Raw genomic sequence first — 23,183 nt, 5'->3', positions numbered from 1 at the left:
ATTTTACCTAATTGAGGAATATGGAGTGAAAGATTAAAAATTAATCAATTATAAGAATTTAATTGCTTTATGCCTTGTCTTGAAATTAAAACTATCTCGTGGGTTTGCCTTGAGGTGATTTATTCTTCGATGTTTTCTTCCGAAGAGATATAATCTTTGTCTATTGGCAGAACCTTGTTAATGAGTTTGGTAATGCCAAAAGCAATAATTATTGCCGTGGTGACAAAGAAAAGAAACTTCACTAACAAGCTGTCTCCAAGTATAAAACTATAAACTGCAAGCGATAGCTCTATCGCTATAAAAAATACTATTATACTTAACTTTAAAAACATTTATTAGTGATTGGTTAGTTGTGACAAATATACGTTCTAAATGCATTGAAAACGCGAGACTTATAGAGTTTGACTAAACTTTAACGTGCTAATTCTATTCTTTTTCAATTTTTACGTTAAAAACTCTTAAATAAAGATATCTCATGTTTTAGAATTGTAAATTTATTTTTCAAAAAAAGCAAATTGACTAAAAAATCTAAAATTTCCCTCGGTGTAGGAGTGGTGCTACTGTTACTGGTTGGAGTCTTTATTGGTCTCAATAAATGGGTGGCACATAAGTTAAAAACGGCCCTGGAAGAAAGTGAAGCTATTCAAGAATTCGTTTATAAAGATATAGATGTTAATTTATTGGGCGGAGACGCTTCAATCACCGCCTTCAGTTTTCATACGGGAGATAAAAAAGTTTCGGCAGAAAAACTTGCTGTAAAAGGAGTAAGTGTTTTTAAATATCTATTTCAGGATAAGATAGCTATTTCTGCTGTGCAACTTACTGCACCAAACGTGGTTATTTATTCTGAAGAAGATAAAGAGAAAACCAAAGGGAAAAAGAAAGAAAAAAATGATTTTGACCTTGCAATATCATCTTTTGAAATTTCCCATGCTACTTTAAAGTTAGCTAAAAATGATACTGTGAAAAACACACTTTTTCTACGCCTACCTACAGTAGAATTAAATGAAATCACAGCAAATGAGAACAGCTTAGCCTCTAACCTGCCATTTAAATATGGGGATTTTCAAGTAGAAGCAGATTCCATCTTTTTTAATATTAATGACGAGCATGATATGATGGCTAAAAAACTTGCTATAAACAGTTCATTTTTACAGGTAAACGATATTAGCATGGTGCCCTTATATGATAAGCAGGAGTTTCAAAAACATATTCCCTATGAAAAAGATCGAGTGGAACTGGTAATACCTGAATTAAAACTCAATTCCTGGAAGTGGGGTCTTGAAAATGACTCCTTAAAAATTGAAAGTCCGTTAGCGCAACTAAATCAAATGGATTTAGCACTGTACAGAGATAAACGAGTAAATGATGATCCTCGCCATAAGAAGATGTATAGTAAAATGATTAGGGAGTTGCCTATAAAATTGAATCTGGATACCTTAAAAGTTAAAAATGCCAAACTTCAATATCAGGAAAAAGTAAAAACCGATAGAAGACCGGGCCTGGTAAAGTTTACAGAGCTTAATGCCAGTATCTATAATTTAACAAATATGGGAATGCGAAAAACCAATTTTCCCACTACCAGCATTGAGGTTTCCACTTATTTTATGGGAGAGGCAGATCTAAAAGTAAACTGGAGTTTTGATATTTCTAATAAAATGGATGAATTTAGAATTTCTGGTCATCTAAATAATATTTCGAGCCAGGGAATCAATCAATTTCTAAAACCGGCTTTAAATGTTGCAGCCCAGGGTGGTATTAGGGATATGCAGTTTGATTACAGCGGCAACAAGAACAAAGCTTCTGGCGAAATGAAATTAATTTATAAAGATTTTAAAGTTGAAGTGCTTAAAAATGATGGAGAAAGTAAAAGCGGTTTTCTCTCTGCTCTCGCAAACCTTATTATTAGAAATGAGGCTACTTCTGAAGAAAAGACCCAGAAAAATATAACTGCTACCAGAACAATCAACAAATCCTTTTGGAATTATCTTTGGAAAATGGTGAGAAATGGTGCACTAAAATCTTTTCTCTAAATTTTAAAAGTTACCAGGGGCATTTGAGCGTGATGAACCAGGTCTTCGCTAATGCTTCCGTTAAAGAAATGTGCTAAACCTTTACGGCCGTGCGTACTCATACCAATTAAACTTTTCTCTTTCTTGCTGGCAAAATTTAAAATTCCGCGTTCAACATTGGTGTCATTAAAAATATGGAGTTCATAGTTCTCTACTTTTGTGTTTGCAATAAAATTTCCCATTCGCACTTTTACTTCGTCACTGGTTAGAAATTTATTAGGAGTGTTTATAAAGAGGAGGTGGAATTTAGCCGAAATCATTTCAGAAAAATTATAAGCCGCCTCCAAGGTGTTCTTATATACTTCTTCTCCGTCTGTAGCAAAAATAAAATTATCAATATCGAAATCTTCCTGTTCTTCTTTTATCACCAAAACAGGCACATTTGAAGATCTTACTACTTTTTCGGTATTACTGCCAATGAACATTTTTTTAAACCCGCTGGCCCCGTGTGATCCCATTATAATTATATCGCAATCATACTGCTGGCTTACTTCCATAATGCCTTCAAAAGCCTGATGAAATAGAACGGTCTCATGAATCTTTATACCCTTTAAAAAAGACTTTTTCATAAGAGCTCCAAAGCGCTGGTGGGCAAGTTTCATAAAAAAGATAGATTCTGGCAGGTTTTGATTTCTATTACCACTTACGGGATCTATTAGTTGTAAAGGTAGCTCCAGCATGTGTAAAAGATAAATTTCACTATCGTATTTCTTAGCCAATTTAGCGGCTACTTTAAGGGCATGTTCGGCGGTGCTGGAGAAATCTGTGGGGACCAGTATTTTTTTCATAATAGCCTGTAAGGGTTTAGTAATGATATGATTGTTAAAGTTAAGTATAAAATTTCATTTGAACTCTGGTTTTCTTTCTCTGAAATTATTATTATATTTGCAGCGTTGAAACTTAAAAAGGTACAGCGAGGGGACAAAAAGTCCCCTCTTTTTATAAGCTATGTTGCAGGATAAAGTAGAAAATTTGCTGAAGGAAGCTTTCCAGGAAAATAATTCATTATTTTTAATAGACCTAGATATTACTAAAGACAATAAGATTTTGGTAGTAATAGATGGTGATAAAGGTGTTTCTGTTGAAGATTGTATTGCGGTAAGTCGCAAGATAGAGCACAATTTAGACAGGGATGAAGAGGATTTTTCCCTGGAGGTGAGTTCTGCAGGAGTTTCACAACCATTGCAATTAGAACGACAATACAGGAAGAACCTGGGTAGAAAGCTACAGGTGACTACCAATAACGAAAAAATTGAAGCGACTTTAACAGAAGCAAATCAAAACGGGATAACGCTTAATTGGAAAGCCAGAGAGCCTAAGCCGGTTGGGAAAGGGAAAAGAACGGTAAAGAAAGAAGCTGTTTTAACCTACGATGAAATTGTGGATGCTAAAGTTATGATAACATTTTAACCTCAAATAGATATGGAAAATATCGCCTTAATAGAATCATTTTCAGAATTTAAGGATGACAAGCTCATAGATCGTGTAACCCTAATGGCAATCCTGGAGGAAGTTTTTAGGAATGCTTTAAAGAAAAAATATGGGGAAGACGATAATTTTGATATTATTGTAAACCCCGATAAAGGGGACCTTGAGATTTGGAGAAATAGGATTGTTGTGGCAGATGGGGAGGTTGAAGATCCAAACCAGGAAATCTCGCTTAGCGAAGCACGAAAAATTGAGCCAGATTTTGAGGTTGGTGAAGATGTTTCGGAAGAAGTGAAATTGGTAGATTTGGGACGCCGTGCTATTTTAGCATTAAGACAAAACCTTATCTCTAAAATACACGAGCACGATAACACCAATATCTTTAAGCATTTTAAAGAATTGGAAGGCGAAATTTATACGGCTGAGGTTCATCATATTAGACATAGAGCAATTATTCTATTAGATGACGAAGGAAACGAAATCGTATTGCCAAAAGACAGGCAAATCCCTTCAGACTTTTTTAGAAAAGGAGATAATGTAAGAGGTATTATTGAAAGCGTAGAGCTTAAAGGAAATAAACCCACTATTATCCTATCCCGAACTGCTCCTGTATTTCTTGAAAAACTTTTTGAACAGGAAATCCCAGAAGTATTTGACGGTTTAATAACCATTAAAAATGTGGTGCGTGTTCCCGGTGAAAAAGCAAAGGTGGCAGTAGATACTTATGATGATAGAATTGATCCGGTAGGAGCTTGCGTAGGGATGAAGGGGTCACGTATTCACAGTATCGTAAGAGAATTGGGGAATGAGAATATAGATGTGATCAATTTCACCGCAAACGATCAATTATATATAACACGGGCATTAAGTCCTGCAAAAATAACGTCTATCAAAATAGATGAAGAAAACAATACGGCAGAAGTAATGCTGAAGCCAGAAGAAGTTTCTAAAGCTATTGGACGTGGAGGCCATAACATTAGATTGGCCGGACAATTAACAGGGTTTGAAATAGATGTGTTTAGAGAAGGTGTGGAAGAAGATGTAGAGCTCAAAGAATTCTCTGATGAGATAGAGGATTGGGTTATAGAAGAATTTGCCAGGGTAGGTCTAGATACTGCAAAAAGTGTGTTAGAACAAGACCTTGAAGATTTGCTAAGACTTACAGATTTGGAAGAAGTAACCATTCGAGAGGTAGTGCAGGTGTTAAGAGAAGAATTTGAAGAGTAGAAGTACTCGATTGAATAAATATTTAATAAAAGAGGTTAATTTAGAGGGCAATTTATGGCTGAAGCAAAAACAATGCGACTAAACAAAGTATTACGCGAGTTTAATATTTCGTTAGACCGGGCTGTAGAATTTTTAAATTCTAAGGGTCACGAAATAGAAGCGCGTCCTACGACCAAAATCTCATCTGAGACTTATCAGGTATTATATGATGAGTTTGAGACCGACAAGTCTAAAAAAGTCGAGTCTAAAGAGGTTGGTGAAGAAAAGAGAAAGGAGAAGGAAAAGCTGCGTTTGGAAAGAGAGCGCGAGCAGGAAGAAAAACGCAAAGCCGAGGAGAAGAAAGAAACAGAGCGCCGTAAGGAAAATGAGGTGACTTCTTCTAAAACTAAATTGGCCGGTCCCAAGAAAGTTGGTAAAATAGATCTTGGTGAAAAACCTGGAAAAAAATCTACAGAAACGAAGAAGGAAGAGAGAGCAACAGCCAAACCTGAACAGCCCCAGGAGACTGAAAAGCCTAAAGCCGAGAAAGAAAGTCCTGCTAAAAAACCTGAAGAAGAAAAAGTAGCCTCTAAAAAGGAAGAGAAGCCAAAGCAAGATACTTCTAAGAAAGAGGAAAAACCTTCTTCTAAAGAAGTAAATTCCAGGAACGCTGATTCTAAAGATGCGGATTCCAAGAACGTTGAAGAAAGCAAGGAAGAGTCCAGTACCCACAAGACCAATTACACCAAATTAGATGGTCCTAATTTTACCGGAAAGAAAATTGACCTTTCTCAGTTCAAAAAACCTGAGAAGAAAAAAGAGGACAAAAAAGACGATAAAAAGGACAAGCGTAAAAAACGTCGCCGTCGAATTAATAAAGATGTAAAAGGCGGAGGGACTCCTAACCGTGGAGGAAGTAAGAAGACCAGGAAAAGAGCTAAACCAATTGCTAAAGAAGAGCCTACGGAAGAAGAGGTGCAAAAGCAGGTGCGGGAAACTCTGGAAAAACTTCAGGGTAAATCTGGTAAAGGAAGAAAAGGAGCTAAATATAGAAGAGATAAAAGAGATCAACACCGTCAACGTTCAGAAGATGATTTAGCACAACAGGAAACAGACAGTAAAACACTTAAGGTTACAGAATTTGTAACAGTGAGTGAGGTTGCTACGATGATGGATGTACCTGTAACGAAAGTTATCTCTGCGTGTATGTCGCTTGGAATGATGGTGACGATGAATCAGCGGCTCGATGCTGAAACCTTAACTATTGTTGCTGAGGAATTTGGTTATGATGTTGAATTTGTAACTGCAGATCTTGAAGAAACTGTAGAAGAAGTAGAAGAAAACCCAGATGATCTAGAAGAGAGAGCGCCTATCGTAACTGTAATGGGTCACGTAGATCACGGTAAAACTTCTTTGCTTGACCATATTAGGCAGGAAAATGTAATTGCTGGGGAAAGCGGTGGAATTACTCAGCATATTGGTGCTTATGCGGTAAAACTTAAAAACGGACAAAAAATATCCTTCCTGGATACTCCGGGGCACGAGGCCTTTACCGCGATGCGTGCACGTGGTGCCCAGGTAACAGATATCGCGATTATTGTGATCGCTGCAGATGATGATGTGATGCCGCAAACCAAAGAGGCTATCTCTCACGCTCAGGCGGCGGGAGTACCAATTGTGTTTGCTATCAACAAATCTGATTTACCTACGGCCAACCCAGAAAAAATTAAAGAGAAGCTTGCTGCCATGAATTTATTGGTAGAAGATTGGGGTGGTAAAGTTCAATCTCACGATATTTCTGCAAAAACAGGAGCTGGTGTAGATGAACTCCTGGAGAAAGTATTACTGGAATCTGAAATTCTGGAATTAAAAGCTAATCCAGATAAATTAGCTAGTGGTACTATCGTAGAAGCTTACCTGGATAAAGGGCGTGGTTATGTAGCTACAATCCTTGTTCAGGCTGGTACCCTTAAAGTTGGGGATTATGTGCTTGCCGGTCGTCATAGTGGTAAAATAAAGGCTATGCACGATGAGCGCGGACAGGAAATTAAAGAAGCAGGACCTTCAACGCCGGTTTCTATTTTAGGTCTTGATGGTGCTCCACAAGCAGGGGATAAGTTTAAAGTAATGACAGATGAGCGTGAGGCAAAAGAAATTGCAGCTAAGCGAACCCAGTTGCAACGTGAGCAAACTGTTAGAACACAACGTCATATTACCTTAGATGAAATTGGCCGTAGAATCGCTTTAGGTGACTTTAAAGAGCTTAATATTATTCTAAAAGGTGATGTAGATGGTTCTGTGGAAGCGCTTACCGATAGTTTCCTTAAATTATCTACCGAAGAAATCCAGGTGAATATTATTCACAAAGGAGTAGGAGCGATAACAGAAAGTGATGTGTTGCTTGCATCGGCTTCAGATGCGGTAATTATAGGCTTTAATGTTCGTCCTGCCGGTAATGCAAGACAACTTGCCGATAAGGAAGAAATTGATATTAGGACTTACTCTATTATTTACGATGCTATTAACGATCTTAAGGACGCGATGGAAGGGATGCTTTCACCAGAACTTAAAGAAGAAATTAATGGTACTGCTGAAATTAGAGAAACCTTTAAGATTTCTAAGGTTGGAACCATTGCCGGTTGTATGGTTACTTCTGGTAAGATATATAGAAGCTCTGGCATACGTTTAATTCGTGATGGGGTTGTTATATTCACCGGGGAATTAGCATCGCTTAAACGCTTTAAAGACGACGTTAAGGAGGTTGCTAAAGGCTACGATTGTGGTATGCAGGTTAAAAATTACAACGATATTAAAGAAGGCGATGTAATTGAATCTTTCCACGAAGTAGAGGTGAAGAAGAAGCTTAAATAATTAGATAAATATAATCATAAATAGAAAATGCGACTCAATATGGGTCGCATTTTTTGTTTAAAAACATTGATGTCCGGTAAAAATATAACTAATTAGCTTATTCTCTTTTATAGCAATGCCTCAAAACGATTTCATAATTATCCTCCTTGCTATTTGAAATCTTTACGAAAAAGAGTTAATTGAAGAATATCACTTATGAAAAAAGCTGGATTCTCAGTTAGTTAGAGTTTAGTCTTTTCTCTTTTTTCTTGCAGCGAAGCGCTCTTGTTTCTTTACCGGACAACAGTGATTATTTTTATAAAACCTCTTTTAAATTCACGCGAATTTTAAACTGAAAATTGTAGGAATTTTGTTAAAGTTTGTTTGTTAATCTAGGGGGAATTCGTTCCGTAAAATAAGTTAGATTTCTACGGAATTGAAGCGCGACTCCTGGAAAGTGAAATTTTATTAAATCTGATGAAAATCATTTTTTTATTTAGATAAACTGCTATTTATAAGCTATGCTCTAAATTTGAAAACTGACCAAATTCGACTTGTTAATGTTATTTTTTAAAATTATTTACGTTCCGGTTTTGGTATAAATGCAGATGGAAAACTTTCTTTAATCTTTAATAAAGCTCTATCAGCTTCCAGTCTATTTCTAAAATTACCTACCCAAACTTTATAATTTGGAGACTCATAAACGATCTCTGAAGCGTAGTCAAAAAGATCGCGATATTCCTGGATTACTTTATTCGCTTCCCCGTTATTCCCGTAGAACAACTGGATTTTAAACCTATTGTGGATCTCGTTATTTTTGGTCATTTCATCATTAACCGAAAGAAGTTTTGAAATTTTGTCGTTTTCGCTAATACTTACAGAAGCATCTTGTGCGAATAAATTTACAAAGGAAAATCCTGCCAAAAAGCAGGCGATGTGCAACTTAGAAATTTTCATTTTTTGCATGGGTTTTTATTTTAAGCAAAAGTATAATTTAATAACTTTCAAATTGGGTATATTATTATTTAGAACCGATATAAATTACCGATTAACACTTCTGTAACATTCCGAAAATCGACTTTAAGTGTTACTTTTGTTGCCGAATTTAAAGATGTGAAATGTTAAATTTGACACCTACAATTAAAGGCTTCACATCAAATTAAAGACGTTAATTCAACTTGTAATATGAAAAAGGTGAAATACCGCCATTTAACTTCTCGATTTATGCTCTTAAGTGTGGCATTTTTTATTTCTTTTAGCCTGTCGATTTTTGCTCAGGATGAAGCTTCGGCAGATGCTAGTGGTGATCAACAGGAACAGGCTGAAGATTCTGGCGAACCCAGTGATGATGCGGGAGCATCAGATCTTGGTGATCCCGATAATGGTAAATCGATATTTAACTCCCAGTGTGCCGCTTGCCATAAGCCTTATTCTGATGGAATTGGGCCGGCACTTAACGGGGTGACCGTTAGGCATAATATGGAGTGGATCCATGCCTGGATAAAAAATAGTTCAGCATTAATTGCAGAAGGAGATCCCGATGCGGTTGCGATTTATGAGGAGTACAATAAAACGGCTATGCCTCCATTTCCAGGTTTGTCAGATTCAGATATCAATGACATCCTGGCTTATGTGGAGCAACCAAAACCAGAGCCTAAGACTGTTGAAACTGCCGGTGGTGGAGAAGCAGGTGCTTCTGGATCTGGTGGTGGAGTCTCTGTAAATGTAATTCTGGGAATCCTGGTTTTTGTTTTGGTGATGTTGCTTGCTGTGTTGTTCCTGGTGAACAAAACCTTAAGAAATTTCGCAGAAGCCAGCGGGGTGACTGTTCCAGAGAAAACAAAAGGGAAACCTATTTGGAAAGCTTTTGTGGAAAATCAATTCTTATTGCTGGTAACTTCTGTAGTTATCTTGTTGGGTGTTGGTTATTTTGCTTACGGCTTCCTAATGCAAGTTGGGGTAGATCAAGGTTATCAGCCAATCCAGCCTATACATTATTCACATAGAATTCACGCTGGTGATAATGAGATAGACTGTAAATACTGTCACTCTTCTGCCAGGACTTCAAAACATTCTGGAATTCCATCCCTTAATGTGTGTATGAACTGTCACGAAACTATATCTGAGGTTTCTCCGGAAACTGCTACAGAAGAATATTCAAAAGAATTTTACGACGGTGAGATTGCCAAACTATATGATGCTGTGGGTTGGGAGCCTTCAGAAAGAACTTATTCCGGGGAAGAAAAACCGGTGAAATGGGTTCGTATCCATAACCTTCCAGATTTTGCTTATTTCAACCACTCGCAGCACGTATCTGTTGCAGGAGTGTCGTGTCAACATTGTCATGGTCCTATCCAGGAAATGGAAGTTGTTTACCAGGATGCTCCTTTAACTATGGGGTGGTGTATTAACTGTCACCGTGAAACCAATGTTAAAATGCAGGGTAATGAATACTACGAGAAAATACACGAAGAATTATCTAAGAAGTATGGCGTAGAAGAGCTTACAGTAGCTCAAATGGGAGGCCTTGAATGTGCTAAATGTCATTATTAAAATTTTGTTCCCGGATGATCGGGGTTAATTAAGAAGTTAATATTTAGATATATATGTCATCAAACAAAAAATACTGGAAAAGTGTTGAAGAGCTAAATGAAGAAAGCTCTGTTGTTGAGACGCTCAAGCAGAAAGAATTTACAGAAGAAATTCCGGTGAATGAGTTTTTAGGAGATAAAAGTTCCTTAAAAAGTTCAAAAACCTCACGTAGGGATTTCTTGAAGTATGTTGGGTTTAGTACAGCAGCAGCTTCTTTGGCGGCCTGTGAGGGTCCCGTAATCAATTCTATTCCTTATGTGGTGCAACCGGAGCGTATTGTGCCTGGGGTAGCTAATTATTATGCTTCTACCATTGCCGATGGTTTTGATTTTGCCAGTGTATTGGTGAAAACCCGGGAAGGTAGGCCAATTAAAATCGAAAATAATAAACTAGGCGATGTGAGAGCTGCCGGAGGAGCGAGAGTTCATGCTTCGGTGCTGTCTATGTATGATGTGAATAGGGTGAAACGCCCAATGATTGATGGTAGGAATGTTGCCTGGGAAGAGTTTGATAAAGAAGTGGGAAGTGAGCTGGAAAACGTAAACGGCGATGTGGTTTTGCTAACACAAACATTTGCTAGTCCCTCAACTTCCAAATTAATCAATGAATTTTCAGGAAAATTAGGTAATGTTCGCCACGTAGTTTATGATACTATTTCTGAAGATCCTGCTTTAGATGCTTTTGAGTCTAAGTATGGAAAGCGTGCTTTGCCCGATTATGATTTCGCTAAGGCTGAAACTATAGTGAGTGTTGGTGCAGATTTTCTTGCCGATTGGCAGGGAGGTGGTCACGATATCGGTTATGCAGAGAGCAGGATTCCAAAAGACGGGAAGATATCAAGACACGTTCAATTTGAATCGAACCTAACAATTACCGGTGCAAAGGCAGACAAGCGAGTGCTTGCTAAGCCTTCAGACCAAAAGAAAATATTAGTCGCGTTACACGGCTATCTTGTTGGTCGTAATTCTACAAGTGATCTGTCTGGGAAAATTGATGACGCTGTTGTAAAAGCCGCAAGCCAGTTGAGAAAAGCGGGTAGCAATGGTATTTTCGTAACAGGAATCCCGGAAGCCGATGCGCAATTGTTGGCTTTAGAGATTAATGAGGCTATTGGGAGTAAAATTCTTAACAGCGATAATCCCAGGTTGATTAGAAAAGGAAATGCCAGGGAGGTACAGCAGTTGGTTAAAGATATGAACTCCGGTAGTGTTGGTGCTGTTTTAATCGCAGGGGTGAATCCCGCATACAGCTTGCCAAATGCTTCAGAGTTTGTAGAAGGTTTAAAGAATGTGGACTTAAGTTTGTCATTTGCCTTAAAGCATGATGAAACTGCCAAGCTTTGTAAGTATGTAGCAGCAATTCCGCATTATTTAGAGAGTTGGGGCGATGTTCAATTTACACCTAGTAAATTCAGTTTAACCCAACCAACTATTCGTCCATTATTTGATACCAGGCAATTACAGGACTGTTTGTTGAGATGGTCTGGAAATAATACTTCTTATAAAGATTATTTAAAAGAAACCTGGTCTGGGCAACTAGGGAAAGGTTGGTCTAAGGCTTTACACGATGGTGTGTTTGAATCTACCAGCCCTGTTTCAGAAGAAACTACTGGTGCAAGTGCCGTTTCTTTAGATTCAGGTTCTGCCAGAAGGAATCTTTCTAAAGAGACAGAAGGCGGAAATATAGAATTGTCTTTATATACTAAAGTTTCCATGGGTGACGGGCAGCAGTTCAATAACCCGTGGTTGCAGGAAATGCCAGACCCTATCACCCGTACTACCTGGGACAACTATGTGACCATGAGTAGGGTGGATGCTGAAAAATTAGATATTGAGAACTACACGGTCTCAAATGGAGCGCTTAACGGAGGTTATGTGAATATAAAACTTGGGGATGTTAGCGTTAATAATGTACCTGTGATTATTCAGCCGGGTCAGGCTGCCGGTTCTATAGGATTGGCTCTTGGTTACGGTAAGAAAGAGGCTGTGCAGGAAGAAATGAGAGTTGGTGTAAACGCCTTCCCTCTGTACAAGGATTTTAAGACCTTTCAAAATGTAAGTATTGAAAAAGCTTCAGGTTCTCACGAGTTTGCTTGTGTGCAATTACAAAGCACAATGGCTGCACGTGACGATATTATTAAAGAAACTACTTTAGAAGAATATCGCAATGAGCCTAAAGAGCACTGGAACCATATGCCAGAGGTTGAATATAACCATGAGGAAGTTCCTGTGAGTAGCGATAAAGCAGATATTTGGAATGCTTTTGATAGGGATATTGGACATCACTTTAATCTTTCTATAGACTTAAATGCTTGTACCGCTTGTGGTGCTTGTGTTATAGCCTGTCATTCTGAAAATAATGTACCCGTAGTTGGGAAAGATGAAGTAAGGAAGTTTAGAGATATGCACTGGTTGCGTATTGATAGATATTATTCGTCTGGTGATACTTTTAAAGAAGATCCCAAAACCCTGGAAGAACTACCTGCTTTCGATACTTATGATGTGATAGAGAACCCGCAGGATGAAAATCCAGAGGTAGCTTTCCAACCGGTAATGTGCCAGCACTGTAATCACGCACCTTGTGAGACGGTGTGTCCTGTTGCTGCTACTTCTCACGGACGCCAGGGACAAAATCAAATGATTTATAACCGTTGTGTAGGTACAAGATATTGTGCAAACAACTGTCCTTATAAAGTACGTCGTTTCAACTGGTTTAACTATGCTGAAAACGAGGAGTTCGATTACAATATGAACAACGATCTTGGTAGAATGGTGATTAACCCAGATGTTACTGTGCGTTCCAGAGGGGTAATGGAGAAATGTTCTATGTGTATTCAAATGACTCAAAAAACTATTCTCGATGCTAAACGTGAAGGCAGGGAAGTGGAAGATGGTGAATTCCAAACAGCTTGTTCTGCAGCTTGTGATAAAGGAGCTATCAAATTTGGGGATATCAATAATAAAGATGCTGAAATAGTAAAACTGAAGGAAGATGATAGGAGTTACCATCTCCTGGAAAGCTTGGGTACGCAGCCTAACGTGGTGTATCAGGTTTTGATAAAGAATACTTCAGAAGCATAAAAATTAGAATTAAAAATTAATTAGTAAATAAATAATATGTCGTCACATTACGAAGCGCCTATTAGAGAGCCTCTTGTTATCGGGGATAAATCGTATCACGATGTAAGCAATGACGTTGCTGCTCCAGTAGAAGGAAGGGCCAACAAATCCTGGTGGATCGTTTTTTCTATCGCCCTGGTAGCATTTTTATGGGGTTTAGGTTGTATTATATACACGGTTTCTACCGGAATTGGGGTTTGGGGATTAAATAAAACCATTGGCTGGGCCTGGGACATTACCAACTTTGTTTGGTGGGTAGGTATTGGTCACGCCGGTACACTTATTTCTGCTGTATTGTTATTGTTCCGTCAAAAATGGAGAATGGCTATTAACCGTTCGGCAGAAGCCATGACGATTTTTGCAGTTTTTCAAGCAGGATTATTCCCTATTATTCACATGGGACGTCCCTGGTTAGCTTACTGGGTACTGCCTATTCCAAACCAGTTTGGCTCCTTATGGGTGAACTTTAACTCGCCTTTGCTTTGGGACGTTTTCGCAATTTCTACTTACCTTTCTGTTTCTCTTGTTTTCTGGTGGACAGGATTGTTGCCAGATTTCGCAATGATTAGAGATAGGGCGAAGACCCCTTTTCAGAAGAAAATATACGGAATTTTAAGTTTTGGATGGAGTGGTAGAGTAAAGGACTGGCAGCGTTTCGAAGAAGTGTCTTTGGTGCTTGCTGGTTTAGCAACTCCTTTGGTACTTTCTGTACACACTATTGTATCTTTTGACTTTGCGACATCGGTAGTGCCGGGATGGCACAGTACCATTTTTCCTCCTTACTTCGTGGCAGGTGCTATTTTCTCTGGTTTTGCTATGGTGCAAACGCTTCTTATTATTATGAGAAAAGTTGTTCACCTGGAAAATTATATTACCGTACTTCATATTGAATATATGAATAAGGTGATTCTGCTTACAGGGGGAATTGTAACAGTGGCATATATTACAGAGTATTTCATAGCCTGGTATTCAGGTACCTCTTATGAGAATTATGTTTATTTATCGTTTGGAGCTGCAACCGGACCTTATTGGTGGGCATTCTGGGCGTTAATCATTTGTAACTTTGTGGTGCCGCTCACTCTTTGGGTGAAATCCCTTAGAAGAAATATTATGTGGACCTTTGTGGTAGCGGCAATTATTAATGTTGGGATGTGGTTTGAGCGTTTTAATATTATTGTGGTAGATCTTAGTAAAGGTAGAACACCATCTGGATGGGCTATGTTCTCTCCAACCTATGTTGACATTGGTGTTTTTATTGGAACTATAGGATTTTTCTTTGTATTGTTCTTGCTTTATGCACGTACCTTCCCGGTAATTGCACAGGCAGAGGTGAAAACAATTTTGAAATCCTCGGGTGAGAAATATAAAAAATTAAGAGCTAAGCACGGGGATGATGTAAGTCACGTAGACCCAGAAGTATCTGGAGCCGAGCCTGCTTCAAACATCAATGAAAGTACTACAGAACAATTTGATGAAGAAAATGAACACGAAGATACTGTAAATGCCGATGCATTAAATTTAACCGAAATTCAAAAAGATAGGTTAGATGATATGCTGCAAAGAGTAGGAACTTATAATCCGGAGACGGAGACCGCAGATGAGCTTACAAAACTAACGAGCGTAGGTCCATTATTACAGCAACGTTTACACCAGGTAGGGATTTATAGATTTAACCAGGTAAGTAAACTTACTAAAACCGACTTCGAGTTATTGAGTGAAGTGATAGAGCGTTTCCCGGATGCCGATAAGAGGGAAGATTGGGTATCGCAGGCAACAAAACTTAAAAAAAGTAATTAAGATGGCTTCAAAATTTATACATGCTATTTACTCAGATGACGATTTGCTAATGCAAGCAGTAAAGCAAATTCGTGATAAGCGTTACCATATTGGAGAGGTCTATACACCTTTTCCAGTACACGGCCTGGACAAATTAATGGGACTGGAGCCTACAAGGTTGGCAATTTGTTCTTTCTTATATGGATTAGCAGGGCTTGCCGTAGCAACGTGGATGATGAACTTTATGATGATTGAAGACTGGCCCCAGGATATTGGAGGTAAACCAAGTTTCAGTTTTATTCAAAATATGCCGGCATTTATACCAATTATGTTTGAATTAACCGTATTTTTTGCGGCTCACTTAATGGTAATTACTTTTTATATGAGAAGTAAATTATGGCCTTTTAGAAAAGCAGAAAATCCCGATTTAAGGACTACCGACGATCGTTTTTTAGTAGAATTGGATGCTACAAATCATAATGTAGAAGATCTTACAAAGTTTCTATATGATACCGGTGCTACCGAAATTAAATTAATTGAAAATTAATGGACCTAATGAGAAGTTTATTTTATAAATCACTAGTTGTTATTCTTCTGGCAGGCTTTTTAGTATCCTGTGCGGGTAAAGATAAACCTAACTATCAGTACTTTCCAGATATGTACAAGCCAGTGGGGTATGAAACCTATGGGGAATATGACATATTTGTAAACCAACAGGAGGCCAAGCTTCCCGTAGAAGGTACAGTGCCACGAGGATGGATGCCTTATGATTATCCAGATACACCAGAGGGAAGGGCAGATGCTAAAGCAAATTTAGAAAACCCTTTACCACGCACCGAAGAGAACTTGATTGAAGGTAAAGCGCTTTATACTATTTATTGTGCGGTTTGTCACGGTGATAATGGAGAAGGTAAAGGAATTTTAGTAGAACGTGAAAAGATATTGGGGGTGCCTTCCTATGATGATGCTGGCCGTGCTATAACCCAGGGCAGTGTTTACCACGCTATGTACTATGGTTTAAACACTATGGGATCTTATGCAGTGCAAACCGATGAGAAGGAACGTTGGCAAATAGCTCATTATGTAATGAAATTGAAAAACGAGCTGGAAGGTGGAGAAGAAATGGCTTTTGAAGAAGTTGATGAAGATGCGATGCCAAATAAAACTTCGGCAGGAGTGATGAGAGCACAGCAGCACATGGAATCAAACCAGGCTACTCAACCCGAAACGAGTACTACTAATAATTAAGTTGAAGAATAAGCATTAATAACTAAGCGTTAATATGTATATGTTATCTAGTAAAATAAAATTAACTGCAATCATTCTTATGGTTGTAGGTCTTATTGGCCTTGTGTATGGTTTTTTAGCTGCACCAGACAATGTGGAGGAAGTAAAAGAAATGATGGCTGCTGAAGAGCATCACGATGGTTCCCATGCAGCAGTTTCTAACGAATCAACTGCGCAAATGCAGGCAACCGAAGATGCTTCACATAATACGGCTAATGCTGAAGCCACGGGAGCAGGAGAAGGTGATCATGGAGATTCGCATTATGAGCATTTATTGCATCAATTGCAAAGCAAACCCTGGTCTGCGATTTATGTTTCTGCGTTTTTCTTTTTTATGATTGCGTTGGGTACCTTAGTCTTCTACGCAATTCAAATTGCAGCCCAGGCGGGGTGGTCCCCGGTGTTGTTTAGGGTTATGGAAGGTATAACCGCATATTTATTACCGGGTTCTATAATCGTGGTATTAATTGTGGTTTTTGCCGGAACTCACTTTTTCCCCTGGCAAAATGAAGAATTGGTAGCTAAAGATAAGATTTTGCAGTTAAAAGCGGGATATTTAAACTTACCATTTTTTATAATTCGCGCAATTATTTATTTAATAGGTTGGAATGTTTACAGATATTTTGCGAGAAAATATTCTGTAGAACAATCTAATGCAGCAGTTAATGATTATAGACCTTACAAGAAAAGCTTTAAAGCAGCAGTATTCTTTTTGATATTCTTTATTCTTACTGAAATGACGATGGCCTGGGACTGGTTTATGAGTATGAACCCTCATTGGTATAGTACGCTTTTCCCATGGTATGTTTTCTCTACTATGTTTGTTTCAGCAATTACCGTTATCGCTATAGTTACTGTATTTTTGAAGAGGGCAGGATATGTTACTTTTATTAACGATAGTCATATACACGATCTTGCGAAATATATGTTCGCTTTTAGTATATTTTGGGCCTATCTTTGGTTTAGCCAATTTATGTTAATTTGGTATGCCAATATTCCAGAAGAGGTGACTTATTTTATTATGAGAATTGAAGAATACAATTTGTTGTTCTTTGGGATGTTAGTTCTTAATTTTGTATTCCCTATTTTACTTTTAATGAATAGTGACTTTAAGAGAATCCCACATTTTGTAGTAGGCGTAGGAATAATAATCCTAATAGGTCATTATATCGATGTCTATCTATTGGTTATGCCTTCAACGATAGGACCAAATTGGTTTTTTGGCATTCCAGAAATTGGAAGTTTATTATTCTTCCTGGGATTATTTATTTTTGTTGTGGGTGCCGGCCTTGGTAAAGAGTCGCTTTATCCAAAAGGAAATCCATTTCTTAAAGAAAGTGAGAACTATCATTATTAATTTTAATTTAGATTATTAAAGAAGAAAGTATAAAATGACTGTATTTTTAGTAATAATAATATTAGCCCTTCTTGCCGTTACTGGATGGCAAATGTCTAAGATTTTTGACCTTTCCAGGGGTCCGGGTGCAGATTCTTCGCCTATTGCGAATGATAAGGACAATAGACAACAAGCTCAAATAACCTTAGCTTTTATGGTTTTCCTTTACCTGGGGATGGCTTATAGTTTTTGGCACTGGAGTAAACTGTATCTTCCAGAAGCGGCTTCAGAGCACGGGAACGAGATAGATACTTTAATGTTTATTTCCATTGGAATTATAATGACGGTTCAGGTAATTACCCAGGCCTTATTGCACTGGTTCGTTTATAAATATCAAGGGAGAAAAGGTAAAAAAGCTTTGTTTTTTGCAGATAATGATAAACTGGAGTTTATCTGGACAATTATTCCGGTAATTACTTTAGCGGGTTTAATTATCTATGGTCTGTTTACCTGGAGCGATATAATGAACATTAGTGAAGAAGATGATCCTATTATTATTGAAGTGTATGCCAAACAATTTAGCTGGGAGGCGAGATATGCTGGAGGAGATAATACACTAGGGGAAGCGAATGTTCGGTTTATAGAGGGTATTAATACCGTGGGTGTAAACGAAAATGATCCTTATGCATCTGATGATAAAATTACATCAGAACTACATTTGCCTGTAGGTCAAAAAGTTTTGTTTAAATTTAGATCACAGGATGTATTGCACTCGGCTTACTTTCCACACTTTAGGGCACAGATGAACGTAGTACCGGGAATGGTAACTCAGTTTGCCTTTACCCCAGATATTACTACCGAAGAAATGCGAAATAGCGATTATATGGTTGATAAGGTTAGTACCATTAACGATATACGTAAAGAGAACAGTGAAGCACTTATGGCAAAGGGCGAAGCGCCATTAGATTCGTATGAATTCGATTATTTCCTACTTTGTAATAAGATTTGTGGAGAAGCTCACTATAATATGCAAATGAAGATTGTAGTAGAGACCGAAGAGGAGTATAATGCATGGTTAAGCGAACAGGAGACGTTTGCTGAAACTATGGAGAAATAATTTAACAACAATAAAGAATATACTTTTAAGATATGTCAGCATTAGCAACAGCAGCAGCTCAAGATCATCACGAAGATCATGGACATCATCATAAGCAAACGTTTATTACTAAATATATTTTTAGTACAGATCATAAAATGATCTCAAAGCAGTACCTCATTACCGGTATATTAATGGGTATTGTGGGTATTATGATGTCGGTTTTATTTAGAATGCAAATCGCCTGGCCAGAAGAGTCTTTCGCGATTTTTAATTTGCTCTTAGGAGATAAATGGGCACCAGATGGAGTTATGACTCCTGCGATGTACCTCTCTTTAGTAACCATTCACGGTACTATAATGGTATTCTTTGTACTTACCGCAGGTTTAAGTGGTACCTTTAGTAACCTGCTTATACCGTTGCAAATTGGGGCCAGGGATATGGCTTCGGGCTTTATGAACATGCTTTCTTATTGGCTGTTCTTTATTTCTACAATAATAATGCTTAGTTCTCTTTTTATAGAATCTGGGCCTGCCAATGCCGGATGGACAATTTACCCGCCGCTTAGTGCCTTGCCACAAGCAATTGGAGGCTCTGGCATGGGAATGACGCTTTGGTTGATTTCTATGGCAATCTTTATTGCTTCGCAGTTATTAGCTGGAATAAATTATATCGTTACCGTAATTAACTTAAGAACAAAAGGAATGTCCATGATGAGATTACCACTCACCGTATGGGCGCTGTTTGTTACTGCTATTGTAGGTTTGGTTTCTTTCCCAGTATTATTATCTGCAGCTCTACTGCTAATTATGGATAGGAGTTTTGGAACTTCTTTCTTTTTAAGTGATATTTATCTTCAGGGCGAAGTATTAAATCATCAGGGTGGTTCACCGGTACTTTTTGAACACCTGTTCTGGTTCCTGGGACACCCCGAAGTTTATATTGTGATTTTACCTGCGATGGGCTTGGTTTCAGAAATAATGGCTACCAACTCTCGTAAGCCAATTTTTGGTTATAGAGCGATGGTTGCTTCTCTTTTAGCAATTGCTTTTCTTTCAACCATTGTTTGGGGTCACCATATGTTCGTTTCTGGGATGAATCCTTTCCTTGGTTCCGTATTTACCTTTACCACTTTATTGATTGCGATTCCATCTGCGGTAAAAGCTTTTAACTGGATTACAACTTTATGGAAAGGAAACCTGCAAATGAACCCTGCGATGCTGTTTTCCATAGGTTTTGTATCTACTTTTATTACTGGAGGTTTAACAGGTATTATCCTTGGGGATTCCACTTTAGATATTAACGTTCACGATACCTATTTCGTTATCGCCCACTTCCACCTGGTGATGGGAATTTCGGCGCTTTATGGGGCTATAGCGGGAGTTTACCACTGGTTCCCGAAGATGTTTGGTAGAATGATGAATAAAAATATGGGTTACATACACTTCTGGGTAACAGCGGTAGGTGCTTATGGGGTTTTCTTCCCTATGCACTTTGTTGGACTGGCCGGTCTGCCAAGACGTTATTACACCAACACGGCATTTCCCTATTTTGACGATTTAGCTGACGTTAACGTAATTATTACAGTTTCAGCAATAATTACAGCGGCTATCCAGGTTGTATTTTTATATAATTTCTTTGTGTCTATTTTCTACGGAAAAAAAGCAACACAAAACCCCTGGAAGGCTACGACTTTAGAGTGGACTACCCCGGTAGCACATATACACGGCAACTGGCCTGGTCCGGTACCGGTTGTTTATCGTTGGTCTTACGATTACAGTAAGATGAATGAAAAAGGAACCGATTACGTAGTCCCAGGGCAGGATTTTGTACCGCAAAACGTACCGCTCCAGGAACACGAAGAAGAATTGAATCACTAAAATACTAGTGAACAACTAAAACCTCTTCCAACACGAAGAGGTTTTTTGTTTGTAATTTTGTGTATATTTTATCGTTATTAATGATCCATCATTAATTTTCCTTCTTTTGCCTATCTTTACAGGTGTTTTAGTTATATAAAAAACAAAACTTATGAATGAAAACCTCGATCCCACCGGCGAGAATTTTACGCCAGAAGAAGTAGATATCGAAAGGGCATTACGCCCCTTAAGTTTTGATGATTTTGCGGGACAGGATCAAGTGTTGGAAAATCTAAAGGTTTTTGTACAAGCTGCCAACCAACGGGAAGAAGCCTTAGACCATACCCTTTTTCACGGCCCTCCCGGGCTTGGGAAAACTACCCTGGCGCATATTCTAGCTAATGAACTTGGGGTTGGGATAAAGATAACCTCCGGGCCGGTGTTAGATAAACCCGGCGATCTTGCCGGTTTACTTACCAACCTGGAAGAAAGGGATATTTTGTTTATAGACGAAATTCACAGGCTTAGCCCGGTGGTAGAAGAATACCTTTATTCGGCTATGGAAGATTATCGTATCGACATTATGATAGAAAGTGGTCCTAATGCAAGAACGGTTCAAATTAATCTAAATCCATTTACTCTTATCGGTGCTACAACCCGTTCAGGTTTGCTAACTGCTCCTATGCGAGCGCGTTTTGGTATTTCCAGTAGGTTGCAATATTACACTACCGAATTACTTTCAGACATTGTACAGCGAAGTTCAGATATTCTTAGGGTGCCAATTGGTTTAGATGCCGCCATAGAAATTGCGGGTAGAAGTCGTGGTACGCCAAGGATTGCCAATGCGTTATTACGGCGGGTTCGGGATTTTGCCCAAATAAAAGGAAATGGAAAAATAGACCTCGAAATTGCTAAATATGGTTTAAAAGCCCTCAATGTAGATGCGCACGGCTTAGATGAAATGGATAATAAAATTTTAGAAACCATAATTGATAAATTTAAAGGTGGTCCCGTAGGAATTACCACGCTATCTACCGCGGTAAGTGAAAGTGCTGAAACTATTGAAGAAGTGTATGAGCCTTTTTTAATTCAGCAGGGTTTTATTTACAGAACTCCGCGTGGTCGTGAAGTTACGGAAGCGGCTTATAAGCATTTGGGGCGGGTAAAAGGAAATACCCAGGGGGGATTATTTTAAAAAGCTCCTCTTAACCTCCAGTATGGGAAGGAATAAAATATTTTGAATTATGAGCATCCCCACAGTTTCCACCTTCGGTTTTCTTAAAAATGCCAATAGGATCCTTAAAAATCCGTTGCCGTTTCATCACGAGAATTTTATGAAATACGGTGATATTTTTCAAGTGCACCTTGGCTTTGGCAAAAAGATCATCTTTACCCGGGATGCAGAACTTGCCGAATATGTACTTCAGAAAAATCAAAAAAATTATCAGAAATCCGAAATTCAAACCCGGCATTTGGCTAAATATGTAGGTCACGGGCTGTTAACTGCGCAAGGGGCACATTGGGCTAAACAGCGAAAACTTATTCAGCCGGCTTTTCATAAATCATACCTTTCCGGTTTAATGGATACCATTCAAAAAGCCATAGACATTGAGATAGATCGAATTCAGCCAAACCAGAAAATAGATGTTTTTCCAATATTTAACGACTTGGCATTTCAAACGGTGGTTAAATCCTTGTTTAGCAGTGCGGCAAACAAGAAGGAAATAAACCGACTGCAATATATAACCGAAGCCGCACAAAAGATGTTGGTTAAAGAATTGCGCCAGCCTTTTAAGCGTTGGTGGTTTTATTTAGGCGGAAGCATAAAAACGCATCTCAAACTTACCCGCGAGGCCAGGGATATTTTAGCAAATATGGTAGCAGAGCGAAAACAAACCGGAAAAAAGCACGACGATTTGCTCGATATGCTCCTGGAAGCGCGCTATGAAGATGGCAAGCCTATGGAACAAAAGCAGCTTATAGATGAAATTCTTATTCTCTTTACTGCCGGCCACGAAACTACTTCTAATGCACTTACTTTTACCTGCCAGTTATTGGCGCAACATCCCGAATATCAAATAAGAATTTTGGAAGAAGTTAATGCTGCCAAAAAACAAGATTTGGAGCCTATGGAGTTTGTGATGTCCTGTAGCTTCTCCCAACAAGTGATTGAGGAATCTATGAGGTTGTACCCGCCGGCCTATTTTATAGACCGGGTAAATGTTGAACCCGATGAATTTAAAGGCATTAGTTTTCCGAAGAATTCGAGTATCTTGATGTCCTGCTTTGAAATTCATCGTCATAAAGATTATTGGAAAGATCCAGAAAAATTTGATCCAAATAGGTTCTCCGGAAAAGAAAATCACTCGTCCAATTATTTTCCTTTTGGTGCCGGTCCCAGGAAATGTATAGGAAATAATTTTGCTATGTTTGAAATGATCCTCACTATTGCAGAAGTGATTAGCAGGTTTCAAATTGAAATAAAATCTGATGCTATTCAGTTAAAACCACTCATTACCCTGAAGCCTAAAAACGCTTTTTTAAAGTTTATACCACGTTAAT

Annotated in this window: 17 protein-coding genes; 14 read left to right on the top strand and 3 right to left on the bottom strand. The window is 38.4% G+C overall.

All coding sequences use genetic code 11. The features are described 5' to 3' along the window. Positions 1-119: 119 nt before the first annotated feature. Positions 120-332 carry a hypothetical protein gene (locus BUA71_RS09950; RefSeq protein ID WP_072879290.1) on the bottom strand — a complete coding sequence of 71 codons (213 nt, stop codon included), beginning with the start codon at positions 330-332 and terminating at the stop codon, positions 120-122. A 183-nt stretch (positions 333-515) separates the two neighbouring features. On the opposite strand from BUA71_RS09950, the gene BUA71_RS09945 reads away from it, so the two are divergent. Next, entirely contained in the window at positions 516-2,033 is a 1,518-nt protein-coding gene (locus tag BUA71_RS09945; protein ID WP_072879288.1) for a hypothetical protein, read from the top strand. Here BUA71_RS09945 and BUA71_RS09940 read toward each other — a convergent pair. Next, positions 2,030-2,860: a universal stress protein gene (locus BUA71_RS09940; protein WP_072879287.1), complete on the bottom strand. Its 831-nt coding sequence runs from the start codon at positions 2,858-2,860 to the stop codon at positions 2,030-2,032. The genes BUA71_RS09945 and BUA71_RS09940 overlap by 4 nt on opposite strands. Before the next feature lie 160 nt (positions 2,861-3,020). Between BUA71_RS09940 and rimP the strand changes: the two genes are divergently transcribed. From rimP to infB, 3 genes are read left to right on the top strand one after another with little or no spacing between them, the layout of a single operon-like run. After that, positions 3,021-3,482: a ribosome assembly cofactor RimP gene (gene rimP / locus BUA71_RS09935; protein ID WP_072879285.1), complete on the top strand. Its 462-nt coding sequence runs from the start codon at positions 3,021-3,023 to the stop codon at positions 3,480-3,482. Between the two features lie 12 nt (positions 3,483-3,494). After that, entirely contained in the window at positions 3,495-4,727 is a 1,233-nt protein-coding gene (gene nusA / locus BUA71_RS09930) for a transcription termination factor NusA (protein ID WP_072879282.1), read from the top strand. A gap of 54 nt (positions 4,728-4,781) precedes the next feature. Further along, a complete protein-coding gene (gene infB, locus BUA71_RS09925; protein WP_072879280.1) occupies positions 4,782-7,577 on the top strand; it encodes a translation initiation factor IF-2 in 2,796 nt (931 codons plus the stop codon). 555 nt (positions 7,578-8,132) lie between these two features. Here the strand turns inward: infB and BUA71_RS09920 are convergent. Next, entirely contained in the window at positions 8,133-8,522 is a 390-nt protein-coding gene (locus BUA71_RS09920; RefSeq protein WP_072879278.1) for an SPOR domain-containing protein, read from the bottom strand. Positions 8,523-8,741: 219 nt separating this feature from the next. On the opposite strand from BUA71_RS09920, the gene BUA71_RS09915 reads away from it, so the two are divergent. The 10 genes from BUA71_RS09915 to BUA71_RS09870 all read left to right on the top strand — a co-directional run bounded on the left by BUA71_RS09915 (position 8,742) and on the right by BUA71_RS09870 (position 23,182). Next, entirely contained in the window at positions 8,742-10,109 is a 1,368-nt protein-coding gene (locus BUA71_RS09915) for a c-type cytochrome (protein ID WP_072879276.1), read from the top strand. Between the two features lie 53 nt (positions 10,110-10,162). After that, the gene (locus BUA71_RS09910; protein WP_072879274.1) at positions 10,163-13,228 is read left to right on the top strand and encodes a TAT-variant-translocated molybdopterin oxidoreductase; all 3,066 of its coding nucleotides are present in this window, start codon (positions 10,163-10,165) and stop codon (positions 13,226-13,228) included. A 36-nt stretch (positions 13,229-13,264) separates the two neighbouring features. After that, the gene (gene nrfD / locus BUA71_RS09905; protein WP_072879272.1) at positions 13,265-15,064 is read left to right on the top strand and encodes an NrfD/PsrC family molybdoenzyme membrane anchor subunit; all 1,800 of its coding nucleotides are present in this window, start codon (positions 13,265-13,267) and stop codon (positions 15,062-15,064) included. Between the two features lies 1 nt (position 15,065). After that, positions 15,066-15,590 carry a DUF3341 domain-containing protein gene (locus tag BUA71_RS09900; RefSeq protein WP_072879270.1) on the top strand — a complete coding sequence of 175 codons (525 nt, stop codon included), beginning with the start codon at positions 15,066-15,068 and terminating at the stop codon, positions 15,588-15,590. A gap of 8 nt (positions 15,591-15,598) precedes the next feature. Further along, entirely contained in the window at positions 15,599-16,291 is a 693-nt protein-coding gene (locus BUA71_RS09895) for a c-type cytochrome (protein ID WP_072879582.1), read from the top strand. A 34-nt stretch (positions 16,292-16,325) separates the two neighbouring features. Further along, a complete protein-coding gene (locus BUA71_RS09890) occupies positions 16,326-17,687 on the top strand; it encodes a quinol:cytochrome C oxidoreductase (protein ID WP_072879268.1) in 1,362 nt (453 codons plus the stop codon). 34 nt (positions 17,688-17,721) lie between these two features. Continuing rightward, positions 17,722-18,783 (top strand): cytochrome c oxidase subunit II, encoded by a 1,062-nt coding sequence (locus BUA71_RS09885; protein ID WP_072879266.1) that lies wholly within the window; start codon positions 17,722-17,724, stop codon positions 18,781-18,783. A 32-nt stretch (positions 18,784-18,815) separates the two neighbouring features. Continuing rightward, positions 18,816-20,642: a cytochrome c oxidase subunit I gene (locus BUA71_RS09880; protein WP_072879264.1), complete on the top strand. Its 1,827-nt coding sequence runs from the start codon at positions 18,816-18,818 to the stop codon at positions 20,640-20,642. Between the two features lie 151 nt (positions 20,643-20,793). Beyond that, positions 20,794-21,816 carry a Holliday junction branch migration DNA helicase RuvB gene (gene ruvB / locus BUA71_RS09875; RefSeq protein ID WP_072879262.1) on the top strand — a complete coding sequence of 341 codons (1,023 nt, stop codon included), beginning with the start codon at positions 20,794-20,796 and terminating at the stop codon, positions 21,814-21,816. A 49-nt stretch (positions 21,817-21,865) separates the two neighbouring features. Beyond that, entirely contained in the window at positions 21,866-23,182 is a 1,317-nt protein-coding gene (locus tag BUA71_RS09870; RefSeq protein ID WP_072879260.1) for a cytochrome P450, read from the top strand. The last annotated feature ends 1 nt before the right edge of the window (position 23,183 follow it).

This window comes from Salegentibacter echinorum, assembly GCF_900129445.1.
GTDB lineage: Bacteria > Bacteroidota > Bacteroidia > Flavobacteriales > Flavobacteriaceae > Salegentibacter > Salegentibacter echinorum.
The sequence above is the reverse complement of the archived record's forward strand: the minus strand, read 5'-3'. Positions and strand labels throughout refer to the sequence as shown.